At 60.7% G+C, this 25,929-nt stretch carries 23 protein-coding genes and 1 riboswitch; of the genes, 5 read left to right on the forward strand and 18 right to left on the reverse strand.

The genetic code is table 11. From position 1 onward, the window contains the following. Positions 1-166 precede the first annotated feature (166 nt). From ACYZT8_RS06680 to ACYZT8_RS06730, 11 genes are all read right to left on the reverse strand, one after another. Entirely contained in the window at positions 167-1,051 is an 885-nt protein-coding gene (locus tag ACYZT8_RS06680; RefSeq protein ID WP_461980070.1) for an alpha/beta fold hydrolase, read from the reverse strand. 313 nt (positions 1,052-1,364) lie between these two features. After that, a complete protein-coding gene (locus ACYZT8_RS06685) occupies positions 1,365-2,057 on the reverse strand; it encodes a pseudouridine synthase (protein WP_461980071.1) in 693 nt (230 codons plus the stop codon). Between the two features lie 57 nt (positions 2,058-2,114). Further along, positions 2,115-2,309, reverse strand: coding sequence for a cysteine-rich CWC family protein (locus ACYZT8_RS06690; protein WP_461980072.1), 195 nt, complete (start codon positions 2,307-2,309; stop codon positions 2,115-2,117). A gap of 6 nt (positions 2,310-2,315) precedes the next feature. After that, positions 2,316-3,803: a sensor domain-containing diguanylate cyclase gene (locus tag ACYZT8_RS06695; protein WP_461980073.1), complete on the reverse strand. Its 1,488-nt coding sequence runs from the start codon at positions 3,801-3,803 to the stop codon at positions 2,316-2,318. Positions 3,804-3,995: 192 nt separating this feature from the next. Then, positions 3,996-5,768, reverse strand: coding sequence for an allophanate hydrolase (atzF, locus tag ACYZT8_RS06700; RefSeq protein WP_461980074.1), 1,773 nt, complete (start codon positions 5,766-5,768; stop codon positions 3,996-3,998). Between the two features lie 25 nt (positions 5,769-5,793). Then, a complete protein-coding gene (gene uca / locus ACYZT8_RS06705) occupies positions 5,794-9,423 on the reverse strand; it encodes an urea carboxylase (protein ID WP_461980075.1) in 3,630 nt (1,209 codons plus the stop codon). A gap of 282 nt (positions 9,424-9,705) precedes the next feature. Then, positions 9,706-10,347, reverse strand: a complete 642-nt coding sequence (locus tag ACYZT8_RS06710) for an urea amidolyase associated protein UAAP2 (RefSeq protein WP_461980076.1) — start codon at positions 10,345-10,347, stop codon at positions 9,706-9,708. An 11-nt stretch (positions 10,348-10,358) separates the two neighbouring features. Further along, entirely contained in the window at positions 10,359-11,084 is a 726-nt protein-coding gene (locus ACYZT8_RS06715; protein WP_461980077.1) for an urea amidolyase associated protein UAAP1, read from the reverse strand. 12 nt (positions 11,085-11,096) lie between these two features. After that, positions 11,097-11,885, reverse strand: a complete 789-nt coding sequence (locus ACYZT8_RS06720; protein WP_461980078.1) for an ABC transporter ATP-binding protein — start codon at positions 11,883-11,885, stop codon at positions 11,097-11,099. After that, complete coding sequence (locus tag ACYZT8_RS06725; RefSeq protein WP_077749608.1) at positions 11,882-12,697, reverse strand: ABC transporter permease; 816 nt, start codon at positions 12,695-12,697, stop codon at positions 11,882-11,884. The genes ACYZT8_RS06720 and ACYZT8_RS06725 overlap by 4 nt, the downstream gene beginning before the upstream one ends. A gap of 16 nt (positions 12,698-12,713) precedes the next feature. After that, positions 12,714-13,781: a putative urea ABC transporter substrate-binding protein gene (locus ACYZT8_RS06730; RefSeq protein WP_461980079.1), complete on the reverse strand. Its 1,068-nt coding sequence runs from the start codon at positions 13,779-13,781 to the stop codon at positions 12,714-12,716. Between the two features lie 62 nt (positions 13,782-13,843). After that, positions 13,844-13,944, reverse strand: a riboswitch (guanidine-I (ykkC/yxkD leader). A gap of 276 nt (positions 13,945-14,220) precedes the next feature. On the opposite strand from ACYZT8_RS06730, the gene ACYZT8_RS06735 reads away from it, so the two are divergent. Both ACYZT8_RS06735 and ACYZT8_RS06740 read left to right on the forward strand, forming a co-directional pair. After that, complete coding sequence (locus ACYZT8_RS06735; RefSeq protein WP_461980080.1) at positions 14,221-14,463, forward strand: hypothetical protein; 243 nt, start codon at positions 14,221-14,223, stop codon at positions 14,461-14,463. A 167-nt stretch (positions 14,464-14,630) separates the two neighbouring features. Further along, entirely contained in the window at positions 14,631-15,086 is a 456-nt protein-coding gene (locus ACYZT8_RS06740) for a hypothetical protein (protein WP_461980081.1), read from the forward strand. 51 nt (positions 15,087-15,137) lie between these two features. On the opposite strand, the gene ACYZT8_RS06745 is transcribed toward ACYZT8_RS06740, so the two are convergent. After that, on the reverse strand, positions 15,138-16,250 hold the full coding sequence (locus tag ACYZT8_RS06745; protein WP_461980082.1) for an enoyl-CoA hydratase/isomerase family protein: 1,113 nt from the start codon (positions 16,248-16,250) through the stop codon (positions 15,138-15,140). Between the two features lie 132 nt (positions 16,251-16,382). Between ACYZT8_RS06745 and ung the strand changes: the two genes are divergently transcribed. Further along, positions 16,383-17,075 carry a uracil-DNA glycosylase gene (gene ung / locus ACYZT8_RS06750; RefSeq protein WP_461980083.1) on the forward strand — a complete coding sequence of 231 codons (693 nt, stop codon included), beginning with the start codon at positions 16,383-16,385 and terminating at the stop codon, positions 17,073-17,075. A gap of 161 nt (positions 17,076-17,236) precedes the next feature. Here the strand turns inward: ung and ACYZT8_RS06755 are convergent, their stop codons facing one another. The 5 genes from ACYZT8_RS06755 to ACYZT8_RS06775 are packed head-to-tail and all read right to left on the reverse strand — an operon-like array spanning position 17,237 to position 22,614. Next, complete coding sequence (locus ACYZT8_RS06755; RefSeq protein ID WP_461980084.1) at positions 17,237-18,277, reverse strand: AbrB family transcriptional regulator; 1,041 nt, start codon at positions 18,275-18,277, stop codon at positions 17,237-17,239. Further along, positions 18,270-19,784 carry a tripartite tricarboxylate transporter permease gene (locus ACYZT8_RS06760; protein WP_461980085.1) on the reverse strand — a complete coding sequence of 505 codons (1,515 nt, stop codon included), beginning with the start codon at positions 19,782-19,784 and terminating at the stop codon, positions 18,270-18,272. The genes ACYZT8_RS06755 and ACYZT8_RS06760 overlap by 8 nt, the downstream gene beginning before the upstream one ends. 1 nt (position 19,785) lies before the next feature. Beyond that, positions 19,786-20,244 carry a tripartite tricarboxylate transporter TctB family protein gene (locus ACYZT8_RS06765; RefSeq protein WP_461980086.1) on the reverse strand — a complete coding sequence of 153 codons (459 nt, stop codon included), beginning with the start codon at positions 20,242-20,244 and terminating at the stop codon, positions 19,786-19,788. A gap of 60 nt (positions 20,245-20,304) precedes the next feature. Further along, a complete protein-coding gene (locus tag ACYZT8_RS06770) occupies positions 20,305-21,282 on the reverse strand; it encodes a Bug family tripartite tricarboxylate transporter substrate binding protein (RefSeq protein ID WP_461980087.1) in 978 nt (325 codons plus the stop codon). A gap of 39 nt (positions 21,283-21,321) precedes the next feature. Next, positions 21,322-22,614 (reverse strand): OprD family porin, encoded by a 1,293-nt coding sequence (locus tag ACYZT8_RS06775; protein WP_461980088.1) that lies wholly within the window; start codon positions 22,612-22,614, stop codon positions 21,322-21,324. Positions 22,615-22,848: 234 nt separating this feature from the next. On the opposite strand from ACYZT8_RS06775, the gene ACYZT8_RS06780 reads away from it, so the two are divergent. Together ACYZT8_RS06780 and ACYZT8_RS06785 are read left to right on the forward strand one after the other, a co-directional pair. Further along, positions 22,849-23,520, forward strand: a complete 672-nt coding sequence (locus ACYZT8_RS06780; RefSeq protein WP_038358340.1) for a response regulator — start codon at positions 22,849-22,851, stop codon at positions 23,518-23,520. Continuing rightward, positions 23,513-24,901: a sensor histidine kinase gene (locus ACYZT8_RS06785; RefSeq protein ID WP_403098955.1), complete on the forward strand. Its 1,389-nt coding sequence runs from the start codon at positions 23,513-23,515 to the stop codon at positions 24,899-24,901. The genes ACYZT8_RS06780 and ACYZT8_RS06785 overlap by 8 nt, the downstream gene beginning before the upstream one ends. A 178-nt stretch (positions 24,902-25,079) precedes the next feature. Here ACYZT8_RS06785 and ACYZT8_RS06790 read toward each other — a convergent pair whose 3' ends face one another. Further along, positions 25,080-25,901, reverse strand: coding sequence for an HDOD domain-containing protein (locus tag ACYZT8_RS06790; protein ID WP_461957621.1), 822 nt, complete (start codon positions 25,899-25,901; stop codon positions 25,080-25,082). Between the last annotated feature and the right edge of the window lie 28 nt (positions 25,902-25,929).

Consider the following 25,929-nt stretch of genomic DNA (forward strand, 5'->3'; position numbering starts at 1 on the left):
TTGTACCAGATGTGCGCGTGGAAATGAAGTTTTTCTTTGCGCTGGATAGCTTTAGCGCAGGTGAAGCAAGACATCAGACCGCGTAACGGTCGTTCGCGGGCAAGCCTCGCTCCTACAGGAGTGCGTTTAATGCTGTAGGGCGGGGCTTGCACGCGATGACGCTGTTTCAGATGGCCAATGCATGTTGGTCCTGGACGTAGTGGTAACGCGGTCGGCTGGCGTGTTGCGCCGGTTTCAGAAAGCCCAGCAGTGCGTCGCGGCTGTCTCGGCAGGCAGCTTTGTGCTCCATGTCGAGAAAGTGGCCGGTGGCCTGCAAAGTGCTGAAGGTGGCGTTTTGCACGTGGTTGGCGAACAACCGGGCGCCATCGGCGGCGGTGTATTCGTCCCATTCGCCGTTCATGAACAGCACCGGCACGTTGATTTTCTCTGCGGCTTTGAGAAAGCACTGGCGATCGCTGTTGAGCAGGTCGCTGATGTGGAAGTGCATTTGCCCGTATTCATGCTCGGCCAGGGAGCTGACGTGGCGATAGTTGAAGCGCTTGAACAGCGTCGGCAGGTGTTTGCCGATGGTGCTGTTGACCAGGTTGCCGACCCGGTCACCGTCACGGCTGCCGAGGTAGTCAACGCCGCGCTCGAGGTAGTCGAGCATGTGCGCGTTGATCTCCGGGGAGAACGAGCTGATCACGGCTTTTTCGATGCGCCGTGGCTGGTGGGCCAGGGCGACCAGAGTCGCGGCGCCACCCCAGGAAAACGACAGCACGTGTTCGGCGGCGAAGTGGTCGATCAGCTCCAGGAGGATCTGCCCTTCGACTTCCTTGGTCAGCAATTTCTCATGTCGGTTGTGGGCTTTTGACTTGCCCGCATAGGGCTGGTCGTAGCAGACCACATTGAACTGCGGATGAAGGTTTTTCACGGTTTGTGCAAACGACGCAGTCGTGGCCATCGAGCCGTTGACCAGGATAATGGTCTTCTCTGCGGCGTCTGCGCGATAGAACTCCGTGTAAACCCGATACTGACCCTGTATATCCAGCACAGCGATTTCTGGCCTCATGTCATAAGACTCCAAGCAAGCGGGTATGCGCGCAAATGAGATTGCACGAGCTTTGTGACAGGTAGGCATACGCCTGGAATTTGGAGGCCCATGTCGATCCAATGCAGTCCGGTCGACGGGTATTGTTATTGGCGGGCAGTCTGTCGGTCTGAGGCGGAACCTGAGGGTTCTCTAACCGGCAAAAAGTTTCTTAGAAGTATGTTGTGACTCGTCGGTCACATTTCGGCCGACGTCCTGATTCAAGCAGGGGTCACGTGATCGCGCAAGTGTCATTCGTAAATTGTTCGACAACTTCTGCTCAGCGGTAGGCTGCTTAGATCAAATGGATCTCTTCGGTGCGTAATGCGCGGTACTCGCCCGGTTTCAGCGCACTGTCGAGCACCAGCGGGCCCATGCTTTCACGGTGCAGGCGCAGCACCTTGTTGTCGAAGTGGCCGAACATCCGCTTCACCTGGTGATAACGGCCCTCGACGATGCTCAGACGCGCTGACTTCGGCCCGAGCACGATCAGCTCGGCCGGTAGCGTGGTGAGGTCTTCGAAAGCGAAGTACAAGCCTTCGGTGAATTTCAATGCGTATTCCGGGCCAATCTCCCGCTCGGTCTCGACGTAATAGACCTTGGGCAGTTTGGTCTGCGGCTGGGTCAGGCGCCGTGACCAGCTGCCGTCGTTGGTGATCAGCATCAGGCCGGTGGTGTTGAAATCCAGACGACCGGCGATGTGCAGGTCATCGCGATCCGGCTCATGGATCAGGTCGAGTACGGTCGGGTGTTCCGGATCGCGGGTGGCGCTGACGCAGCCGGGCGGTTTGTGCAGCATGAAGTAGCGTGCGGGTTTGCCGATTTGCAGCACTTCTTCATCGACCTCGACGCGGCTGAATTCGAGCACCTCGGCATGCGGGTCGCTGACGATTTTTCCGTCGACCCGAACGCGCTTTTCCACCAGCAACAGACGCACTTGCTTACGGTTAAAGCGCGGCAGATTGCTGAGGAAACGGTCAACGCGCATGGCTGGGGTTCAGTTGGAAAAGGGCCGCGTATCTTACGTGATCGGCTGGGCGCTTGCTTACAGCTGCGCCTCGACCTCGGCACAACGTGGGCACAAGCAGGATTTGTCGCGCAGTTCCGCCGGCAGCGCTTCGAGCACTGCCGGGTCGATGCTGACGCCAAAGCACCAGCACGTCTGATCGACGGTGCGCGGGTCGGCCAGGGTGCAGGCGTTGGAGGCGCCGCAGGCGGGGCAAAGGTCAGGCTTGTTCATGCAGGACTATTCATAACGGGAGTGAGGCATTTCCACGCAGGTTCGGTTACGGCCGGATTGCTTGGCCCGATACATCGCATGATCGGCCCTGGAGAGCAGGGTGTGCAAGGTTTCATCCGGTTGCAGCGTCGTCAGGCCAATGCTGACTGTCAGCTGCAAGGCCTGATCGTTGTAGGCATAACGCTGTTGCTCGACATGTTGACGAATTTTCTCGGCGATCATCAGACCGGTCTCACCGTCGGTGTCCTTGAGCAGCACGATGAACTCTTCGCCACCCCAGCGGCAGACGATGTCGGAGTGCCGCAGGCAACTCTCCAGATCCCGGGCGAAGCCGATCAGCACTTGATCTCCAGCCAAGTGACCGTAGGTGTCGTTCAAGGCCTTGAAGTGATCCAGATCCAGCAGCAACGCGGTCAGCGGTTTGGGCTCGCGCTCGGCTTCGTGCATGGCTTGTGCCGCCAAGAGGTCGAAACCACGGCGGTTCGGCAGTTCGGTCAGGCTATCAAGCGTTGCCTGTGCCTGGATCTTGCCCTGATAGCGCTTGATCACGCGGTTGAGCAGGGCCAGCACGATCAGCGTGACGAGCAGGCAGATCAGCAGGTTGAGGTACAGCGACTGGCGAATTTCACTGAGGGCGCCGTCTTCACGCTTGTCGACAAACAGGTACCAGTTCAACTCCGGAATGAACCGCACGTTGAGGAAATGTCCCTGGCCATGGACGGAATATTCGTAGCTGCCGCTGTGGGGTTTTGGCAGCTGGCTGACCAAGTCCTTCATGTTCTCGAGCTCGCCGAGTTTCTGGCCGATGTGCGCGCCTTGCGGGCCACCCTCTGCGCCGGTGAGCACCAGGCGTCCGAAGTTGTCGACGAAGTACACGCTGCGCTGGTAACGCTGCTGGTATTTATCGATCAGCTTGATCACCGCATCGACCGTCAGGCCGACGCCCGCGGCGCCAATGAAACGGTTGTTGTAGTCGTAGACCTTGTAGTTGATGAAGAAAGTCTGGTTGTCCTTGTTGGCAAGGTCCGGGTCGACGTTGATCTCGTAGGGATCGGCCATGTCGCGCACGCGAAAATACCAGGCATCGCGGGGTTCAGTGGACTTGACCTGCTTGAGTACGCCCTTGGCGTGGTAGTAGGTGAGGCTGGTATTGGAGACGAAAAATGCCGTGTAGGCGCCGTAGTGGGTCATGACCTCGTTGAGGTAACGGGTCATTTTCTCGGGGTCTTGCTCGCCGTTTACCACCCAGTCGCGCATGAAGGTGTCGCGGGACATCATCGAGGAAATCAGGATCGGTCTGACGAGGTCTTTCTGGATCTCCGAGTAGACCGTGTCCGACGTCAGGGGCAGTTCGGTGTTGACGATGCTGTCGCGGATGGAGGCTCGCGAGGCGTAGTAACTGAGGAAAGAGGTCGCGAGAAAGCCTGCACCCAGCAACGCGATAAGCGTGAGGACCAACGATCGTTGCGAATACAGCGGCGAGCGAAGCGGCATGACGATTCCGTTGGCAGTGACCCGATGGCAGGCATTCTAATGGCACAGCGGGTAAATAACTGCTGCATTTGTAGGGTGAATCGGCACAGATCAAGCGTTGTGGCGTCTGGGCTGACGCCTTCGCGGGCAAGCCTCGCTCCCACAGGGATAACGCGGTCCTTGTGGGAGCGGGCTTGCCCGCGAATCGAGAGATCACCGCATATTTTGCAGATACGCACGCCACCCGCCCATATGACTGATATTGGCTGCCCCCTCCAACCCATACCCCTCGCAAATAAACCCACTCTCCCAGCGCCCGTCCGCCAGTTGCACCTTGCCCAACCCCAGCGGTGCCGGAATCCCGGTCAGAAACGAACCCAGCTCACTGCTCGGCAATTCCCAGACCTCCACGGCAATCGCCACGCCACAGTCCTTCACCCGAACCATTCCCGGACGAAACGGCGGGCCGCCGGCCAACGCGTACAACTGATAGTCAGGCGAGCTAAACGTCGTCTCGACCAAACGAGCCCCGCGCGTCTTCAATTGCCAGTTCAAGGCCAGCCCATCCAGATGCGCACCGCACACCACCAGTCGTGCGCGGTCATGGCGAGCGACAGTCGTCGGTGCAGGCTCAGCCGAACGGCGCTGCAGAGCATCCGCCACACCCAACAAATACTGGTCGGTAAACGCCCGGCCAAACACAGTCACTCCCCACGGCAAACCATTGCCCATAAAACCGCTGGGCACGGCGACGGCCGCGTAATCCAGCAGGTTCATGAAGTTGGTGTAGTAACCCAGTTCCGAATTGCGCAGTACCGGTTCGGCTTCCAGTTCTGCCCGCGTAACGGGGCGACCGAGGGTGGGCGTGACGACGCAATCGAGCCCTTCCAGCGCTTGGTCGCAGAGTGCCTTCAAGGCTTGCAGCCGATACTGAGCACGGAAGGTCTGCACGCCGCTCACCCCCGGCGCCTTGGCCAACACCGCGCGAATCACCGGCAGTACGGCTTCAGGATTCTGCTCCATCAACTCGCCGGCCACGCTGTAGCGCTCGGCCACCCACGGGCCTTCATACAGCAGCCGCGCCGCTTCGAGGAACGGCGTCAGATCCAGTTCCACCGCTTCCCCGCCCAATGCCTTGAGCTGGTCGATGGCATCACCGAACAACAACGGTCCTTCAGGGCAGCCGAAGAATTCCAGGTCCTGCGCACGCGGTACGCCGAAACGGAAAGGACGCGGAGCGCCGAACGCCGAGCCGTCATTCCACATCGGGTTGCGGCGGCTGTATTCATCTCGCGGGTCGAGGTGTGCAGTGAGCGCCAGCAACTGACTGGCCTCCCGGGCTGTCGCGGTGAACGTGGTCACGCAATCGAGCGTGCGACAGGCCGGCACCACACCCGCCGTGGAGATCAGCCCTTTGGTGGCTTTCAACCCGACCAGATTGTTCAGCGCCGCCGGCACACGTCCCGATCCCGCCGTGTCGGTGCCCAACGAAAAACTCGCCACGCCCAGCGCTACCGCCAGCGAAGATCCGGCGCTGGAACCGCCTGACGGATACTCCGGCAATACGCTGTTCGGGCATGCGCCATACGGCGAGCGACTGCCATTGAGGCCGGTGGCGAACTGGTCGAGATTGGTCTTGCCCAACGGGATCGCGCCCAGCGCCAGCAACTGCTCGACGATGGTCGCCGAACGCTGCGGCACATAAGCAAACGCCGGACATGCTGCGGTGGTGGGAATACCCGCCAGGTCGATGTTGTCCTTGATCGCAAACGGCACACCAAACAGCGGCAAGCTGTCGAGTTCGCGGCCGTCGAGCGCGGCGAGGTACGGTTCCAGTTCTTCAACACTGAGCAAGTGGATGAACAGGTGATAGTCCGGGTTCAGCGCCGCGGCTTTATCGCGCAGGCTCAGCAGCAGTTGCCGAGGCGTGGTGCTGCCGTCGCGATAGGCGCTGCGCAGGGCGTCGAGTTGCAGATTGATGTTCATGGCGTCATTCCTTTTTAAAATGGGATCAATCGAGTTCCAGCACCACGACGCGCTGGCCGGCGCGCACCGCCGAACCCGGTTGCACGCGGATCTCGCGCACCACGCCGGCCATGGGCGCGAGCAGCGGAATTTCCATCTTCATCGACTCCAGAATCACCAGCACATCGCCGGCAGCGACGCGGCTGCCGGTCTGCACCTGAACCTGCCACAGGTTGCCGGCGATGTGGCTGTCGACGCTCATTTCACCGCTGGCGAGCGGTGCGTCTTCGGCCACTTCCGGGGCCGGTTCTTCGCTGTCGAAATGTGCCTGGCCGCTGGCGATCCAGCGTTCGCGCTCGGCGTTGAACGCGCCTTGTTGCTGATCGCGAAACGCGGCGATGGTCTCGGCTTCTTGTGTCAGGAAGGCCTGGTAATCCGCCAGATTCAGCTGGCTGTGCTCGATGTTCAAATCGAAGCGCCCCAGCGGGAAGTCCCGGCGGATGCGCAGCAGTTCATCGGCGCTCACCGGGTAGAAACGGATCTGGTCGAAAAAGCGTAGCAGCCACGGTTTGCCATCGAACGCGGCGACTTCGCGGTAGCGGTTCCACATCTGCAGCGTGCGACCGACAAACTGATAACCGCCGGGGCCTTCCATACCGTACACGCACAGGTAGGCGCCACCGATGCCCACCGAATTTTCCGCGGTCCAGGTGCGGGCCGGGTTGTACTTGGTGGTCACCAGACGATGACGCGGGTCGAGCGGGGTGGCGACCGGTGCGCCGAGGTAGACGTCACCGAGACCCATCACCAGGTAACTGGCATCGAACACCGTGCGCTGCACTTCGTCGAGGTTCGGCAGGTCGTTGATGCGGCGGATGAACTCCAGATTGCTCGGGCACCACGGTGCGTCCTTGCGCACGGTGGTCATGTATTTCTCGATCGCCAACTGACAGGCCGGGTCGTCCCAGGACAGCGGCAAATGCACGATGCGCGACGGTACTTGCAAGTCTTTGGCGGCGCACACCGCGTCCCATTCGCCGGCGACGATACCGAGCAGGTCCGCTAGCGGAAGTTGCTCGGGCTGGTAGTGCACTTGCAGTGAGCGGATGCCTGGGGTGAGGTCGATTACGCCGTGGAGGTGCTTGCTTTCCAAGGCTTGCATCAGGGCGTGGGCGCGGAAGCGCAGGACCAGATCGAGTTCCGGCGCGCCGATTTCCAGTAACAGATGAGTGTCCCCCGACAACCTCGCTACCAGACGCGTATCCCCCTGACCCAAATCCAATACCACAGGCGACAAAAGACCCTGTGGGAGCTGGCTTGCCAGCGATGAAGCTGATGCGGTGTCTGGTCTGTCCCCATCGCTGGCAGGCCAGCTCCCACAAGGGGTATTCCATTTCAGGGCGAGGTTGCGGGCGGTCTTGAGATCGACCGGGAGGAACTGGACTTTGTCCCCTGCCTTGAGTTGCCCGAGCTGCCAAAGGTCCGCCTCAATCACCGTTACCGGGCACACAAACCCGCCCAGACTCGGGCCATCCGGCCCCAGAATCACTGGCATGTCACCGGTGAAATCCACCGCCCCAATGGCATACGGATTGTCATGAATGTTCGACGGATGCAGCCCGGCCTCACCCCCATCGGCACGCACCCATTCCGGCTTCGGTCCGATCAATCGCACGCCGGTGCGGCTGGAGTTGAAATGCACTTCCCACTGGGTCGTGAAGAAAGTGCCGATGTAGTTCTCGGTGAAATATTCCGGCGCACCATGCGGTCCGTAGATCACCCGGATCTGCCGCACGGCAGGTAACTCGGTGACGCGGTCCAGTTGCTGACCCACGTTGCGGTCGATCAACGCAGGCACATGCAACACATCAGCCGCGCGCAACGCACGACCGCCATGCCCACCAAACTGTCCGAGGGTGAACGTACTTTTGCTGCCCAGATAATCCGGCACCAGCAAGCCGCCGCGCAGGCACAGGTAGCTGCGAGCTCCCGCACCGGCAATCGTGCCGAGGCTTAAAGTGGCGCCGGCCGGAATCAGCAGTGCCGTGTTCATCGCTACGGTTTCACCGTTAAGCGTCAGCGGAATCACCGCGCCGGTGACCGCCACCACCGCATCACAATTGAAGCGCAGCAACGGCCCGCTCATGGTGATTTCCAGTGCAGCGGCCCCTTCGTCGTTCCCTAGCAAACGGTTGCCCAGTCTCAACGCGCGACTGTCCATCGGACCCGACGGCGGCACGCCCACGGCCCAGTAACCGAGCCGGCCGGGATAATCCTGGACGCTGGTCTGGGTGCCGGCGCTGAGCACTTCAAACGTGTTGGCCTGATACACCAGACCTTCCAGGCAACGGGTCCATGGCTGGCCGCTGGCGAACGGCGCATCCAGCAAAATTTGCCGCAGGTAATCGCGGTTGGTTTCCACGCCATAAAGCAGGCTGTCACCCAGCGCCTGATGCAGGTCGGCAGCGGCCTCTTCACGGGTCGGCGCCCAGCTGATGACCTTGGCGATCATCGGGTCGAAGTACGGCGGGATCTCGCAACCGGCCTCGACCCACGTGTCGATGCGCAGGTGTTTGCCATCGGCAACAGGGAAGTTCACGGCGGTCAGCAAGCCTGGGCTCGGCTGGAAATCGCGGCCCGGATCTTCGGCATACAGCCGCGCCTGAATCGCATGGCCGTCGGCTTTCAAACCTTGGCTCAACACATTCAATGGCGGCAAATCACCGGCCGCCAGTTCCACCATCCAGCGCACCAGATCGACGCCCCATACTTGCTCGGTGACACCGTGCTCCACCTGCAAACGGGTGTTCACTTCGAGAAAGTAGAAACGCTGAGTCTCACTGTCGAAGACGAATTCCACGGTACCGGCGCTGCGGTAGTTCACGGCTTTTGCCAGTTTGATGGCCGCTGCGCAGAGTTCTTCAGCCATGCCTTCGGGCAGGTTCGGCGCCGGGGTTTCTTCGAGGACTTTCTGGTTGCGGCGCTGCACCGAGCAGTCGCGCACGCCGATGGTAAGCACGTCGCCACGACCGTCGCCGAACACCTGAACTTCCAGATGACGGGCGCGCTGGATGTATTTCTCGATGAACACCCCTGCGTCACTGAAATTGTTCTGGCCGAGGCGTTTGACCGCTTCGAAAGACTCGCTCAACTCGGCCGCGCTGCGGCACACGCGCATGCCGATGCCACCGCCGCCAGCGGTGCTTTTGAGCATGACCGGGTAGCCGACCTGTTCGCCAGCGATGAGCGCCGCGTCGAGGCTGTCGAGCAGTTCGGTGCCTTCGAGCATTGGCACGCCGTGTTGCTTGGCCAAAGCACGCGCGGTGTGCTTGAGGCCGAACACGCGCAGCTGCTCGGGTGTCGGACCGATGAAAGCGATGTCGGCGGCTTCGCAGGCTTCGGCGAACGCGGCGTTTTCCGAGAGAAAACCGTAGCCGGGATGGATCGCCGTGGCGCCGGTGGCTTTGGCGATGGCGAGGATTTTGTCGACGGCCAGATAGGTGCCGGCGGCCGCGCCTTCACCGAGGCTGTGGGCTTCATCGGCTTGCAGAATGTGCAGGCTCGCGGCATCGGCTACGGAGTAAACGGCAACGCCTTTGACCTGCAATTCACCCAGGGTGCGCAGGATGCGGCAGGCAATGGCGCCACGGTTGGCAATCAGGACTTTTTCGAACATGGCATAGACCCCGGAGGGGATGCGGGCCGTCCCGCAGTTTTTCGAAATGCACCCGGGCCGTCCCGGGCGAAATAACAATCTGCTTTTTTGTGGCGAGGGAGCTTGCTCCCGCTCGGCTGCGGAGCAGTCGAAAATCAGCCGCCGCAATTCCGGGGGCCGCTTCGCTACCCAGCGGGAGCAAGCTCCCTCGCCACAGGGTTCAGTGTTGCTTTGGGGGTTTGAGGCACTGGCCCGAACGGGCCTGGCACAGGGCAAACAACCACCGTCGCAACCGCGCTAATTTCAGTTCCATACCAAAAGCTCCGCAGGGGTCGGGTTGTAGGCGTTGCACGGGTTGTTCAGTTGTGGGCAGTTGGAGATCAGCACGATCACGTCCATCTCGGCCCGCAGGTCGACGTATTTGCCCAGTGCCGAAATCCCGTCTTCAAAGGTCAGTCCGCCGTCCGCCGTGACCGGCACATTCATGAAGAAGTTGATGTTCGGGCCGATGTCGCCCTTGCCCAGTCGCCCGTCATGGACGCAGGCGCGCAGGTAGTTGTCGCGGCAGCTGTGCATGTAGCGTTTTTCCAATGCGTAACGCACGGTGTTGCTCTCTTGCGCGCAGGCGCCGCCGAGGGTGTCGTGCCGTCCGCAGGTGTCGGCGACGATGGTCAGCATCGGTTTGCCGAGGTTGGAATAGAGCACGCTGCCGGTGCTCAGGTAGACGCTGTTCTGCCGGCGCAACGTGCGCTGCACGTCGTAGCGTTCCTTGGGATTGGCCACGCTGTAGAACAAAGTGTCGACGGCCTGATTGCCTTCCAGGTCGAGGATGCGCAGGGTCTGGCCGGCCTTGACTTCCATCAGCCACGGCTCGCCGGCCGGGATGGTCGCGCGGTAGATCGCGGTTTCGGGTAGCTGTTGAGCGGTAGCGATTGCGAGTGACATGGCAGCGATCCTCAGGCGAACAGGCGGTCGGTGTTAATGAAACCGCGCTGGTTTTCCGGGCGCGAGGTGCGGCAGTGTTCGGCGACGCTGGCGTCGGCGTTCATCCAGCTCAGCTTCAAGGGTTTGGGGGCGTACTCCGGCGATGGGTCCATCGGGTGTTGCAGCGCGGTCAGCACCACCAGCGTGTCCATCGGCGCGTACAACTCGATGTAGTCGCCAGCCTTCGAGTTGCCTTCGACAAAGTGGAAACGCCCGGCCTCATCGACGTTCACGCGGCTGAACAGGTTGAGGGTCATCAGCAGATCCGACAGGCCCAAACCCCACTTGCCCAGTTCCACCAATAGATTGTCGGTGCCGTTGCGGAAGAAGCCGTTGCGCAGTTCCTGATAGCGCCCGGCACCGTATTTTTCCGCGACCTCTTCAGCGCAAAGCACGCCGCCAAGGCTGTCGCTCCAGCCGCAAGTGTCGGCGGTGATCGCGGCCAGCACGCGGCCCATGTCCGAGTACAGGCAATGGCCAGCGGTGAGCTTGGCGGTGTGTTGGCATTTGAGGCTGTCGGGCAGGTTCAGGCGTTCGGTTTTTTCATTGGCATTGAGCAGCGTCAGGCTGACGTTGGCGCCGCCGCGCAGGTCGGTCAGGCGCAGCAGTTGGCCGCGCTTCAACACGAACGAACGATGGCCGCCACCGGGGAGCGTTTCTTCGGCGAAGGGTGGGAACAGTTGAGTCGAATCAGTCATTTCAAAATTCCTCTAAGCGATACGAAGCGTGCCTGCCAGCTCAGCCGGCAAGGCGTCGACGGCGGCGCGATTGACGCGGCGGTCGCTGTTCAAAGGGATGTCGTAGGTGATGCGCGCGCCATAGGCGCCGGGGGCGTGCGGGTCGATGCGGACCTTGTCGAACACCAGCAAGCGCGTGCCGAGGCTGAAACCTTCGGACAGGTCATGGGTGACCATGAACACCGTCAATTGCGTCTCGCGCCACAGCTCCAGCAGCAGGCTGTGCATGTCTTTACGGATGCCCGGATCAAGCGCGCCGAAGGGTTCGTCGAGCAGCAACACACGGGGTTTCATGATCAGCGCCTGGGCAATGGCCAGCCGTTGCTGCATGCCGCCGGAGAGCTGCGCCGGGTACTTGTCCAGCGAGTGACCGAGGCCGACTTTGTGCAGCAGCACCGAGGCCTGTTCGCGGGCCTCTTTTTTTGCACTGCCGAACAAGCGCCCGAGTAGCGGCGAACGTGGCAGTTCGAGGCCGAGGGCGACGTTGTCCAGCACCGTCAGGTGCGGGAACACCGAGTAACGCTGGAACACCACGCCACGGCTCGAATCCGGTTCGCCGGCCAAGGCTTGGCCATCGAGCAGAATCTCGCCGCGACTGGCGCGTTCCTGGCCAAGCAGCAGCCGCAAGAAGGTCGATTTACCGCAACCCGACGCGCCGACCAAGGTGCAGAACTCACCTTCGTTGACGCTCAGGTTCAACCCTTCGAGCACCACCTGATCGGCGTATTGCTGCCAGACGTTTTTCACCGTAATGAAGCTCATGCGCGGGCTCCTTCATACCAGGGAAAAGCACGCTGAGTCAGGCGCTTCAGGCCCCAATCCATCAGCCAGGCGAGCAGGGTGATCCACACCACGTACGGCAAAATCACGTCCATCGCCAGGTAACGGCGCACCAGGAAAATCCGGTAGCCGAGGCCATCGGTGGAGGCGATGGCTTCGGCGGCGATCAGGAACAACCACGCCGAACCCAACATCAACCGCAGCGAGATCAGCAGGCGCGGCAACAGTTGCGGCAGCACGACGCGCAGCATCAAGGTCCAGGTTGAGGCGCCGAGGGTCTGAGCCTTGATCAGCAACTCGACCGGTATTTCACGGGCGCGTTGTTCCAGATCACGGGCGAGGCACGGGGTGATGCCGATGACGATCAGCATCACTTTCGACAATTCCCCCAGCCCGAACACGATGAACAGAATCGGCAGAATCGCCAGCGGCGGCACCATCGACAGCACCGTCAGCAGCGGCGACAACGGCGCGCCGAACAGCGGCAACGTCCCGGCGGCGATGCCCAGGCACAGCCCGGCCAATGCGCTGATACCGAGGCCGATGGCCAGGCGGCGCAGGCTGGACGCGGTGTCTTGCCACAGCAGGTATTCACCGGTGCGCGTGTCGGCGGTGAAGGCCAGGCGTTTCACCGCGTCTGTCATCTGCACGGCGCTTGGCAGCAGCTTGTCGTTGGGGTTGTCCGTCAGCCGCTCGGCCGAGCCCATGAAGTAGGCGAACAGCACCAGGGCGAACGGCAGGATCACCAACAGCAGGCGACTCGGGCGATCCGGGTGGCGATTGATCAGGCGCATGGCCAGGTCCTCCGGTTTACAGCTTGGCGTCAGCGGCCATCTGCACGTAGGTCGGGTCGAAGCGCAGCTTGAGGTTGGTCTTGTCGCCGCTGGTCACGCCATTGGCGAAGGCCATGCCGACCGCACTGGTGTCCTTGGCGCCTTCACCCAGCAAGCCGTGCTGGAACGAGAACTCGGCGACTTTGCGCATGGTTTCCGGCAGCTGTTTGCTGGTGGAGAAATCCAGGGCTTCCTTGGGCGTGGCGAACAACTTGGTGGTGTCGAGTTGCGACTGGAAACCGGCCAGGTCGGTGCCCGAAGCTTTGGCCATGTGTTCCAGCGCGGTTTTGCTGGCGGCGTTTTTCGCGTTCATCAACGCGACCACTTCGAACCAGGCACCGGTCAGCGCCTTGCCCAGGGCCGGGTTGTCTTTGAGGGTGGCGCTGTTGACTACCATCATGTCCATGATTTCGCCGGGGATCTGGCTGGAGTTGAAGACTTCGGTCACCGCAGGCTTGGCCTTGATGTCCGAAAGCATCGGGTTCCAGGTGGTGACAGCGTTGACCTGATCGGTGTTGAAGGCGGCGGAGATGTCGGCGTCGGAGGTGTTGACCACTTTCAGGTCTTTCTCGGTGAGATCGACCGAATCCAGCGCCCGGGCCAGCAGGTAGTGGGAGACGGACAATTCGACCAGATTGACGTCCATGCCCTTGAGGTCGGTGATTTTCTTGCCATCGCCCTTGAGCACGATGCCGTCGTTGCCGTTGGAGAAGTCGCTGACGATCAGCGCGGTGCTGTCGACGCCACCGGCCGCCGGAATGGTCAGCGCGTCCATGTTGGTCATGGTGCAACCGTCGAACTGGCCGGCGGTGTACTGGTTGATGGATTCGACGTAGTCGTTGAGCTGCACCACATCGATCTTGATGCCGTACTTCTTCGCCCATTTGTCGACGATGCCTTGGCTGCCGGCGTACTCCCAGGGCATCCAGCCGGCGTAGATGGTCCAGCAGACGCTGAAGTGGTCTTTTTGCGCGGCCTGGGACGAGACGCTCACGAGGGCTGCGAAAGCAGCGGCGAGCAGGGCGGGTAAACGAAGCTTGAGCATGGGTGGTTCTCCAGTTGATCAAGGGCGGGCAGGAGTCAACGCGGCACCGCGAACGGTGGCTTGTCTCCCGGGCTTTTGTCCCGCCGTGTAACCTCAACTGGAGGTCGCCAACTCTCGGACCAGCCACTCGCCTTAGCGAGCCGGAACCCTAGTCAGCCATTGCAAATTGTGGTGCCGCGAACCTGTGATGACTCCTGCACAGGTTTGCTAAAGCGAGAGCCGTGCCAAGTCGGCTTGAGGGCTCTAGCGTGGGGGATTACGCAGTCAGCGCGTTGGGGAGAGGCGGCGGCGTTGCATTGTGATGGTGCGTGGGTGCACCGCAATGGATCGGGCTGGCCGCTGATCTGAAGGTCCGTGCCGCTCGGCACTCGGTGCAGGATTGCCAGTCAAAAGGGATGTCAGCCGGCCTGTTCCGGTTGTGGTCTTTCAGGAGGCCGCCATGTTTCGTCGACTGTTGTTTGCCGTTGTTTTCGGTTTGGGGTTGTCCGGCTGCTATTACTACGCCGGTGGCTACGATGTGTATTCCTCGCCTTATTACTACCCCGGCTATTCCCCTTATTCCTACTATTACGGCCCGCGCTATTACTACGGTCCGCGCTTTTATGGTGGCTATCGCTACTTCTATTGGGGCGGGTACGGGCCACGTCATTACGGTGGTGGATATCGCGGTGGCCACCACTAATCAGCGGGTGAATAGATGAAAAACCTTTCATCGGCGACTTGTTTCAATCTATTTCAAGAACGCACCAGATTTCGAAAACGATGTCTGATCTTTCGACAGTCACCGAATAATTGACTGTCGCCCGCCAGCGTCGCTGGTGTGGCTCACTCGCGGTCCAGGAGGCCGCCATGCTCTGTCGAAAACAGGTCCACCGAATTCTTCTGATTGCAGTATTGGGATTGTCTCTTGGTGCGTGCGTGCCCTATTCCGATGGAGGAGGCAGCTATTACAGTTCCGAGGTCTATACCTCGCCAGCGCCAGCCTATTATTCCGGCGGCGGGCCTTATTACTCAGGTGGCGGGGGTTATTACACGCAGCCACGCCGGTACTACGCGCCCCCTGCGCGGTATTACCAGCCAACTCCGCGCTATTACCACCAGCCGCGGGTTTATCAACCGGCACCCCGTTATTACCAGTCGCAGCGAGGCGACTACCGGGCCCACCAGAATCATGGTTGGGACGGCCGGAATCGTGGCGGTTGGGACAATGACAACCGTGGCAATGGCGGACGCAACCATCACGGCGGGCGAGGTGACCATGACGGTCGTCGCGGTGATCACGATGGCCGAGGTGGCCATCGTTAATCCTCTACAAATAAGCGGCGCATTAAGCGCCGCTTTTTTTATGTCCGGACTTCAGTATTCCGACAGATCCGCCAACGGATGCCGGCCCTCCCATACTTTATGAAAGTGCGCTTCCACGACCGCATCCGGCACATTATTGATGTCCGGCCAGTGCCAATGCGGTTTCTGATCCTTGTCGATCAAGCGCGCCCGCACACCTTCGCTGAACTCCGGATGGCGGCAGCAGTTGAGGCTCATCGTGTATTCCATCAGGAACACTTGAGCGAGTGACATGTGCCGGGCGCGGGCGATCTGCTCCCACACCAGATGAGCGGTCACGGGCGAGCCTTCAGTCATGGTTTTCGCCGCGCGGCTGAACAGCAGATCCGTATGGTCGCGCAGATGGCTGATGGCCTTCCAGGCGCAGCGCACGTCGCTGACATCCAGCAGTTCATCGATTTGCTGGCGTCGAGGCAGCCACTGCGCTTCAGGCATTTGCGCGACGGCTTCCTGCTGCAAGGCCTTGAGCAGACTGTTGAGCTGCATCGGCGTCTGTTCCTGCCAGTTCAATTGCAGCAAGCCTTCGATCAGCTCTTCTTGCTGTTCATCGAGCAGGAAACGGTCGGCGAGGTCGAGGTCGATCGCATCACGACCGTTCATGTGCGCGCCGGTCAACCCCAGAAACAACCCGAGCTTGCCGGGCAGGCGTGACAGGAACCAACTGGCGCCAACGTCCGGGTACAGACCGATGCTGATCTCCGGCATCGCCAGACGGCTGCTCGGTGTGACAATCCGGATGCTTGCCCCTTGCAGCAACCCCATGCCACCGCCGAGCACATAACCATGTCCCCAGCAGATCAGCGGTTTGGGGTAGGTGTGCAGATTGAAATCCAGGCGATATTCCGCCGCAAAGAAATGCGCGGCCAAGGGCGGTACCTCCCCGGGATGAGCGCGACAGGCTTCCACCAGGCTGCGCACTTCGCCGCCGGCGCAAAAGGCCTTGGCGCCGTTACCGCGCAGCAGAACGCAGACGATTTGTGGATCCTTGGCCCACGCATCCATCTGATCGCGCAGGGCGTTAATCATTGGCAGGGAGAGGGCGTTGAGCGACTTTTCGGCATCCAGGCTGGCGACGCCAATGCGCGCACCGTCGGTGCCGGTGAGTTCTTCGAAGTGCAGATTCATCGTGACCTCGATAGGGAATTTGAGCGTTCAGTATGATCGCTGTACAGGAAAGTGCCGGATCTGCGTCAGATCAATTGACAAGCGTGATGGGCTTTCCTAGGGTTCGCCCCATTGTTTTTGCCGGATGTAACCATGACTGCTGACGACCGTATCAAACTCGAACCGAGCTGGAAGGAGGCACTGCGTGCCGAATTCGACCAGCCTTACATGGCAGAGTTGCGCAATTTCCTGCAACAGGAGCGCGCGGCGGGCAAGGAAATCTATCCTCCGGGACCGATGATTTTCAACGCACTTAACTCCACACCGCTGGACAAGGTCAAGGTCGTCATCCTCGGCCAGGACCCTTATCACGGCCCGGGACAGGCCCACGGGCTGTGCTTTTCGGTGCAACCGGGTGTACCGGCACCGCCGTCGCTGGTGAACATCTATAAAGAGTTGAAACGCGACCTGAACATCGACATCCCCGTTCACGGCTATTTGCAGAGCTGGGCTGATCAGGGCGTGTTGATGCTCAATACCACCATGACCGTTGAGCGCGCCAACGCCAATGCGCATAAGGACAAGGGCTGGCAGTTTTTTACCGATCGGATCATTGAAGTGGTCAGTCAACAGCAACCGCATCTGGTGTTCATGCTGTGGGGCGCGCATGCACAGAGCAAGCAGAAGCTTATCGATGCGACCAAGCATCTGGTGCTGACGTCGGTGCATCCGTCACCGCTGTCCGCCTATCGCGGTTTCCTGGGATGCGGGCATTTCAGCCGGACCAACAAGTATCTTGAGCAGAATGGCGAAACGCCGATCGAGTGGCGGTTGCCGCCTGTTTGAAGTGAAGTGGTGAAAAAAATGTGGCGAGGGAGCTTGCTCCCGCTGGGCTGCGAAGCAGCCCAAATATAGGGAACCTGATTTCTTCCAGCACACCGCATGCTCAGGTTTACGACTGCTACGCAGCCGAGCGGGAGCAAGCTCCCTCGCCACAGTGGGTTACGTCAGAGCTGTTCCGGCTCGCGATTCCAATACCTGAACAACGGCTCCGCCAAAAACAACACAAACAACAATCGCATCACCTGCATCGCCGTCACCAGCGGTACGGACAATTGCAGGGTCTCTGCCGTCAGGCTCATCTCTGCAATGCCACCGGGCATCATGCCCAACGTCAGCGAACGCAGGTCCAGATGGGTCAGCGCACTCAACCCCAGTGCCGCCGCTGTGGCGATCAGCATGGTCAACACCGTGCCGATCAAGGTTCGGCCCATGAATGAAGGTGCGCGACGGAAAAACTGCCGATTGAAGTGACAACCCAAGCCGCTGCCGATCAGCCATTGGCCGATCTGGCTGCCACCATTGGGCAAGCCGATGTGCAAATCCCAACCAATGCTCACCGCCGCACTCACCAGCAACGGCCCGAACAGCCACGGGTTGGGTTGACGAAGACGTTCCCAAAGCCAGGCCGCCAACGCGCCTGCCGGGAATAGAAGGGCCAGCCACCACCAATTGACGGCGGTTGGATGCAAGATCGGTGCGCCGTAGCCCAACAAATATTTGAAGGCCGCCGGCACGCACAGCACTACCACCAGCACCCGCAAGCTTTGTCCTGCCGCAACGCGGCTGAGCACCGCGCCATTGCGCGCGCCGAGGTTGACCATCTCCCCGGAGCCGCCCGGCATGCTGGAAAAGAATGCGGTGGCGCGATCCTCCCCGGTGCGGCGCATCAACCAGACCCCGACCACGGCGGACAGGCTGGTGATCAACGCACCGAAGAAGATCAGACCGAAGTGACTCAACACCTGCTCCATCACCCCCGGGGTGAAGTGCAGGCCGATACCGATGCCGACGACCCACTGGCCGCACTTGCGCCCGCCAGGGATTTCCGCTAATTGCCAGGGAGTCAGGCAGCGCACCAGGATGATCGCCAGCAACGAGCCGACCATCCACGGCAGTGGCCAACCGACCAGGCTGGCCAGGTAACCGCCCAGCGCGCCGACCAGCGGCGTACCCCACCAGGCTTTGAAGGGTGTTCGATCAAGCATCGGCGACAACGCGCCGGGCAACCGAACGTTTGCGCCAGATCCGCAGGATCGGCACCAGCAACATCACCGCGATCAACGCCCACACACCCATAGTGATCCCGCTCGACCAGAGTATTTCCAGCGAACCGTTGGAGATCGATAAGGCTCGGCGCAGATTCTGTTCCATCAAACCTCCGAGGATGAAGCCCAGCAGAACGGGCGACAACGGAAAGTCGAGCTTGCGCAGAATGTAGCCGAAGATGCCGATGCCGATCATGAGGAACAGATCGAAGGTGGTGGCATGCACCGCGAAAACGCCGATGGCGGTAATGATCGCGATCATTGGCACCAGTGCCCAGTTCGGCACGGCGAGGATGCGGGTGAAGATGCGGATCATCGGGATGTTGAGGATCACCAGCATGATGTTGGCGATGAACAACGACGCGATCAGGCCCCAGACAATGTCCGGTTGCTGTTGAAACAGCAGCGGGCCCGGCGTGATGTTGTACAGCGACAGTGCACCGATCATCACTGCTGTGGTGCCCGAGCCTGGAACGCCGAGGGTCAGCATCGGCACCAGCGCACCGCAGGCTTCAGCACCGATGGCGGTTTCCGGGGCGGCAAGGCCACGCTTGTCGCCTTGACCGAATTTTCCGCTTGGGCCAGCGATACGTTTCTCGGTCATGTAGGCCACGGCACTGGCCAGTGTCGCACCGGCGCCCGGCAGCACGCCCATGATGAACCCGAGTACGCCGCAACGCATGTTCACCCAGAACACCGAAGCTGCTTCCTTGAAGTTGAACATCATGCGGCCGGTGGCTTTGAACGCTTCCTGACCACGGTGGGTTTTTTCCAGCAGCAGGAGGATTTCGCTGATGGAGAACAGGCCCAGTACCAGCACCACAAACTGAATGCCGTCGGTCAGGTGAATGTTGTCGCCGGTGAAGCGATAGACGCCACTGTTGGCATCGATGCCGACGGTGGACAGGAACAGGCCGATCAACGCTGCAATAAACGTTTTCAGCGGTCGATCGCCGGCCATGCCGCCAAGGCAGACGATTGCGAACACCATCAGTACGAAGTATTCCGCCGGTCCGAAGGCAATCGCCCATTTCGCCAGGATCGGCGCAAAGATCACCATCCCGCAGGTGGCGATGAAGGCGCCGATGAATGAGCTCCAGGCCGACAGCGACAGCGCCACGCCCGCCATGCCTTGACGGGCCATCGGGTAGCCGTCGAGGGTGGTCATCACGGTGGACGCCTCACCCGGAATGTTCAGCAGAATCGAACTGATCCGGCCGCCGTACTCGCAGCCCAGGTAAACCGCCGCCAGCAGGATCAACGCCGATTCCGGCGGCAGGCCCAAGGCGAAGGCAATCGGGATCAACAACGCTACGCCGTTGATCGGCCCAAGCCCCGGCAGCAGGCCGACGACGGTGCCGATCAGCGTGCCGCAGAGTGCGGTCACCAGGTTGTAAGGGGTCAATGCGACGCCGAAGCCGTGACTCAAATAACCAAGCGTATCCATATCAGTTCTCCAGAACGTCGAGCAGGCCCAGAGGCAGTGGCACGTCCATCACTTTGTCGAACAGCAGGTACAGCCCGATACTCATCAGGCTGATAATCACCACGCTCGGCAACCAGCGCCCGCCGTACAGGCGTGCCATCGGAATGCCAATCAGCATGCTGCTGAGGATGAAGCCCAAGGGTTCGAACAGGCCGGCGAAGATCAGCAGCAACACGACGCAAAGGCCAATCTTGGTCAGGGTTTCGCGATCCATCGGCGGATCTTCGTCGGTGTGTTTGATGGGCGAGGGGCGGTACACCATGTAAACCAGCCCCAAACCCATCAGCCCCAGCATCAACAGCGGGAAGGCCCGTGGTCCGATCGGTTCGTAGGAAAAAGGCGCCTGGTAAGGCCAGGCCATCAGCACCAGGCTGAGACAGGCCAGCAACAGCACCGAAGCAAAAAAGCGTTGTAAGAGCATGGGAAACTCCTGGGCCACAGCCCCCGAGAATCAGGGGCCGCAACCGCTAGAAAGAGGCGATCACTGGATCAGGCCGAACTCTTTGGCCAGCACTTTGTAGTCCGCGACCTGCTTCTTCACGTATGTGTCAAGCTCCGGGCCGGTCATGGCGAACGGGAAGAGCTCACGCTGATCACGCAGCTTGGCGAAGTCTTCGGACGCCAGCAGTTTGTCGAAGGCCTCTTTCCACCAGGCGTAGTCTTCGTCGCTGACCTTTGGCCCGAGGTAGAAACCGCGAACCACTGGCCAGACGATGTCGTAGCCTTGCTCTTTGGCGGTTGGAATGTCTTTCATTTCCGGCTCGTCCAGACGCTTCTCGGAGAACACGGCGAGCAAGCGCATGTCACCGCTCTGGATGTGCGGCATGGAGTCGGAAATGTCGGTGCTGCCGACCTGGATGTGGCCGCCGAGCAGGGCGGTGGCGATTTCACCGCCGCCTTCGAGGGCGACGTAACGCAGGTCGCGCGGGTTGATCCCGGCGGCCTTGGCGATCAGCGCGGTCTGCATCCAGTCCTGGCTGCCGACGGTGCCGCCAGAGCCGATCACCACTTTGCTCGGGTCTTTCTTCAGCGCCTGGACCAGATCGTCCAGGGACTTGTAAGGCGAGTCGCTTTTCACCGCGATGGCGCCGTAGCTGGTGCCGACGGCGGCCAGCCAGCGAACGTTGGTTTCATCGAAACGACCGAACTTGCCCTGGGCCAGGTTCAGCAGCGAACCGCTGGACCAGGCCACTAACGTGCCGGCGTCGGCCGGACGCTGCGCGACCACCGCGTTGTACGCCACCGCGCCGACACCGCCGGGCATGTAGGTCACGCGCATCGGTTTGGTCAGCAGTTTTTCGTTCACCAGCGCGCTCTGCGCCAGTTTGCAGGTCAGGTCGAAACCACCGCCTGGCGAGGCCGGGGCGATGCATTCAGGGCGCTTTGGCTCGGCCATCAGTTGGCCGGCGAACAGCATGCAGCTGGCAGCTAGAGCAATTTTACGCAGTGATAAGTTCATCTTTGTCTCCTTAAGAGTTTTTGTTATGGACGTACTGAATTACCAAAGGGCAACGCTATAGCTCACCAGCAGACGCACTTCATCGGCATCGCGAGCGGAATAGTTGGAACGGTAGGTGGCATTACGCAGGCGTACGGCAACGTCCTTGAGGGCGCCGCTTTGTACAACGTATTTGATCTCGGTGTTGCGCTCCCACTCTTTGCCTTCGTCGCCGTTCTTGAGCTTGATGTTGTCACCGCTGAGGTAACGGCTCATGAAACTGAGGCCGGGAATGCCGAGCCTGGCAAAGTCAAAGTCGTAGCGCGCCTGCCAGGAGCGTTCTTCGGCGCCGGCAAAGTCGTTGATCTGCACGAAGTTGACGAGGTACGGGTCGCTGCCATCAACGTACGGGAACGCGCTGTCGCCGGACATGTGCTGATAACCGGCGCTGAATTTATGCCCGCTCAGGGCATAGCTCACCAGACCGTTGAGGGATTTGTTGTCGATTTTGCCGCCACGGGCTGCGCCCTGATCGTCACTGATGGCCAGACGCAGGTCTGTGCCGAAGGTGCCGGGGCCGAACTTTTCCGAGGCCACCATGCCGAGGAAGTGCTGGTTATAGACTTCATCAAGTTGTGCAAAGTGGTAACTGCCGGTGATCTTGTCGGTGAACTTGTAGTCCACGCCGCCAAAGTCGAAGTGTTTACCGGCCGCGGTGCCAGCAAAACGGCTGTTCTTGTTGTTGAGGGCAATGTCCTCGAAATCGGTGCTGTCGCGGTCCTTGGCTTTTTCCAGGCGTCCGCCGGTGAAGGTCAGGTTCTTAATCTCTTTGGAGGTCAACAAACCGCCTTCAAACGTCTGCGGCAAAATGCGCCCGTCGTTGGGCTTGAGGATCGGCAGCTCTGGAATCAGGCTGCCTATTTTCAGTTCCGTGGCCGAAATTTTCACTTTGCCGGTCAGGCCCAGCTTGGAATATTCATCCGCCGCGCGACCGTCATCGTGGGTCGGCAGCAGGCCGGTGCCCGTGCGGTCGGGACTCGAATCAAGTTTGACGCCGAGCATGCCCAGCGCATCGACACCGAACCCTACGGTGCCGTCGGTGTAACCCGATTGCAGATTGAGCATGAACCCCTGCGCCCATTCGTCCCGCTTCGATTGCTGGGCGCTGGTGCCGTCGCGAAAGTCACGGTTGAAATACATGTTGCGGGTTTCGAGGGTTGCCTTACTGTCTTCGAAGAAGGCAGCCTGGCTCAACGGCGAAAAGCCGGCGAAGGCAGCGGCACTGGCAAGGGCGGTGTGGCTGAGGCGAGAGAAACGAACAGGCGGGCGAGCCTGAGGCTGTGTAGACAGCATCGTGAAATACTCCGTTTTATTGTTCTTATTGGCGAAAACGCTTCGAGGCGTTTTTCGTATCGCTATGTGCGTAGCGACGGCAGTCGAAACTGTCCGTGGCTGAACTCTAACGGGCTAACCTTTCGCTAACCTTTCAGCAGCCTTTCGCGGTTTTCAGGCTTCACAGTGGCGGATGCGGCTGTAAACTCCGCGCCAAAGAATGGCGTCGACCATCCCTGACCGAGGTAAAGATCCATGCGTGTCCTGCTCGTCGAAGACCATCTGCAGCTCGCCGAAAGTGTCGCCCAGGCGCTCAAGAGCACCGGGCTGACCGTGGATGTGCTGCACGACGGCGTGGCGGCCGACCTGGCCTTGAGCAGCGAGGAATACGCGGTGGCGATCCTCGATGTGGGCTTGCCGCGCATGGATGGTTTCGAAGTGCTGGCGCGCCTGCGGGCCCGGGGCAAAAATCTGCCGGTGCTGATGCTGACCGCTCGCAGCGACGTCAAGGATCGGGTTCACGGACTCAACCTCGGCGCCGACGATTACCTGGCCAAACCTTTCGAACTGACCGAACTCGAAGCACGGGTCAAAGCCTTGTTGCGGCGCAGTGTGCTGGGCGGTGAGCGCCAGCAACGCTGTGGTGTGCTGGCCTATGACCTGGACACTCGGCGCTTCACCCTCGGTGAGGAATTGCTGACCCTGACCTCCCGCGAACAAGCGGTTCTCGAAGCATTGATCGCCCGGCCCGGTCGGGTGATGAGCAAAGAGCAACTGGCCTCTCAGGTGTTTGGCCTGGATGAAGAAGCCAGCCCGGATGCGATCGAAATCTACGTCCACCGCCTGCGCAAGAAACTCGACGGCCAACCGGTCGCCATCGTGACCTTCCGCGGCCTCGGTTATTTGCTGGAAAGCCGCGATGCATAAGCCCAGCAGCCTGCGCTGGCGGTTGTTGTGGAACCTCGCGCTGTTGTTGGTGGTTTTAATGCTGGCCAGTGGCTTGAGCGCGTACTGGAATGGTCGCGAAGCCGCCGACACGGCTTATGACCGGACGCTGCTGGCGTCGGCGCGGACTATCGCCGCCGGCGTCTCCCAGCGTGATGGCAGCCTCAGTGCCGATGTGCCTTACGTGGCCCTTGATACGTTCGCCTATGACAGCGCCGGGCGGATTTTTTACCTGGTCAACGACATCAATCAGAAGCTGATCTCCGGCTACGAAAACCTCCCGCCGCCGCCCCCGGGAACACCGCGTACCGATGACTATCCGGCACTCGCACGCTTCTATAACGCCCAGTACCGAGGGCAAAACGTACGCGTGGTGAGCCTGCTCAAGCCCGTGAGCGAGCCGAACATGAACGGCATGGCGGAGATCCGTGTGGCAGAAACCGACGAGGCTCGGGTCGCCATGGCCCGCAGTCTGGCGGCAGACACCTTGCTGCGTTTGGGCATGCTGGCGGTCGGCGCGTTGCTGATGGTGTGGTTTGCGGTCAGCGCGGCGTTGCGTCCGCTGGAGCGCTTGCGCACGGCGGTGGAAGAACGTCAGTCGGATGATTTGCGACCGCTGCCACTGGTGGAAGTGCAGCATGAGTTGTGGCCGCTGGTGCGCGCGCTCAATCACTTTACCGAGCGCCTGCGCGGGCAGTTCGAGCGGCAGGCGCAGTTCATCGCCGATGCCGCCCATGAACTGCGTACGCCGTTGGCGGCGCTCAAGGCGCGACTTGAACTGGGCCTGCGTTCAAACGAACCACAAACCTGGCGCAGCACCCTGGAAACCGCTGCCCAAGGCACGGATCGCTTGACTCACCTGGCCAATCAATTGCTTTCGCTGGCGCGGGTGGAAAACGGGGCCCGGGCGATTGCCGAGGGCGGCGCGCAGTTGTTGGACCTGAGTCAGTTGGCTCGCGAACTTGGCATGGCCATGGCGCCGTTGGCCCATGCCCGCGGCGTCGCCCTGGCGCTGGAGGCGGACGAACCGGTGTGGCTGCGCGGAGAGCCGACGCTGTTGAACGAACTGCTGAGCAACCTGGTGGACAACGCCCTCGCTCACACGCCGCCGGGTGGCAATGTGATTCTGCGGGTCACGGCGCCGGCGGTGCTGGAGGTCGAGGATGACGGGCCGGGGATTCCGATTGATGAGCGGGATCGGGTGTTCGAGCGCTTTTACCGGCGTAATCAGCAGGTGGCCGGTTCCGGGCTTGGGTTGGCGATTGTCGGTGAGATTTGTCGCGCGCATTTGGCGCAGATCAGCCTGCACGATGGTGAGTCGGCGGGGTTGAAGGTTCGGGTGAGTTTTATCGCGGGGGAATGAACACATTCCCTGTGGCGAGGGGGCTTGCTGTGGCGAGGGAGCTTGCTCCCGCTGGGCTGCGAAGCAGTCGTAAACTCGGACAATGTGGTTTAACTGAAAGACTGTGGTGCATGGTTTTGGGGCTGCTTCGCAGCCCAGCGGGAGCAAGCTCCCTCGCCACAGGCGCTAGTGTTCACAATCAATAAAACATCGACCGCGACTCTTCCAGATCCCGGCACATCGCCTCGTTCTCCGGATCGATGCCCAGTTTCTTGAACGCCGGCACACTGAACGCATCAATACGCGCCAGCGGATGATCGGTGTCCTTGTGGCAATACAGGCTGGCCACCTGAACCAGATCGACATAATCGACCCGCTCCGACTGGCGCTTGAAATCCAGATACAACCCCGGCAACTGCACCAGCATTTCCGGAAATTCCCAGACCCTGAGCAGTTTGTCGCCGATCAATGGATGAATGCGGTCGATGACATGGTTGAGGCTGACCGGGTCAGCGAGCAATTCATAATGGTCTTCGGCGTAGGTCAGGATCGGCAGCACGCCAATCTGATGCACCAGCCCGCCAAGGGCAGCCTGATCAGGTTTGAGTTGCGTGTAACTGCGGCACAGCGCATAGCTGACCCCGGCGATTTCCAGGCTTTTACGCCAGACATCGCGCATTTTCTGCTCCACCACTTCAGAGCGGGCGTGGAAAATCTGCTCCATCACCAGGCCAATCGCCAGATTACTGCTGTAGTTGACGCCCAGCCGTGTGATCGCCGTGTGCAGGTCAGTCACTTCCTGAGTCGCGCGCAGCAGCGGACTATTGACCACTTTGATCAGGCGCGCCGATAACGCCGTATCACGGCCGATTACTTTACTCAGGGCGCTGACACTGACCTCCGGATCTTCAGCGGCCTTGCGAATCTGCAGGGCCACTTCCGGTAACGTTGGCAGAACCAGGTCATCGTTATCGATGGCCTCAACCAAATCCTGTTGGACCTTATCCGCCAGCTCGCTCATTTCTTTTCTCTAGGGTGTTGCAACAAGT

Source organism: Pseudomonas sp. LB3P93 (assembly GCF_054898025.1).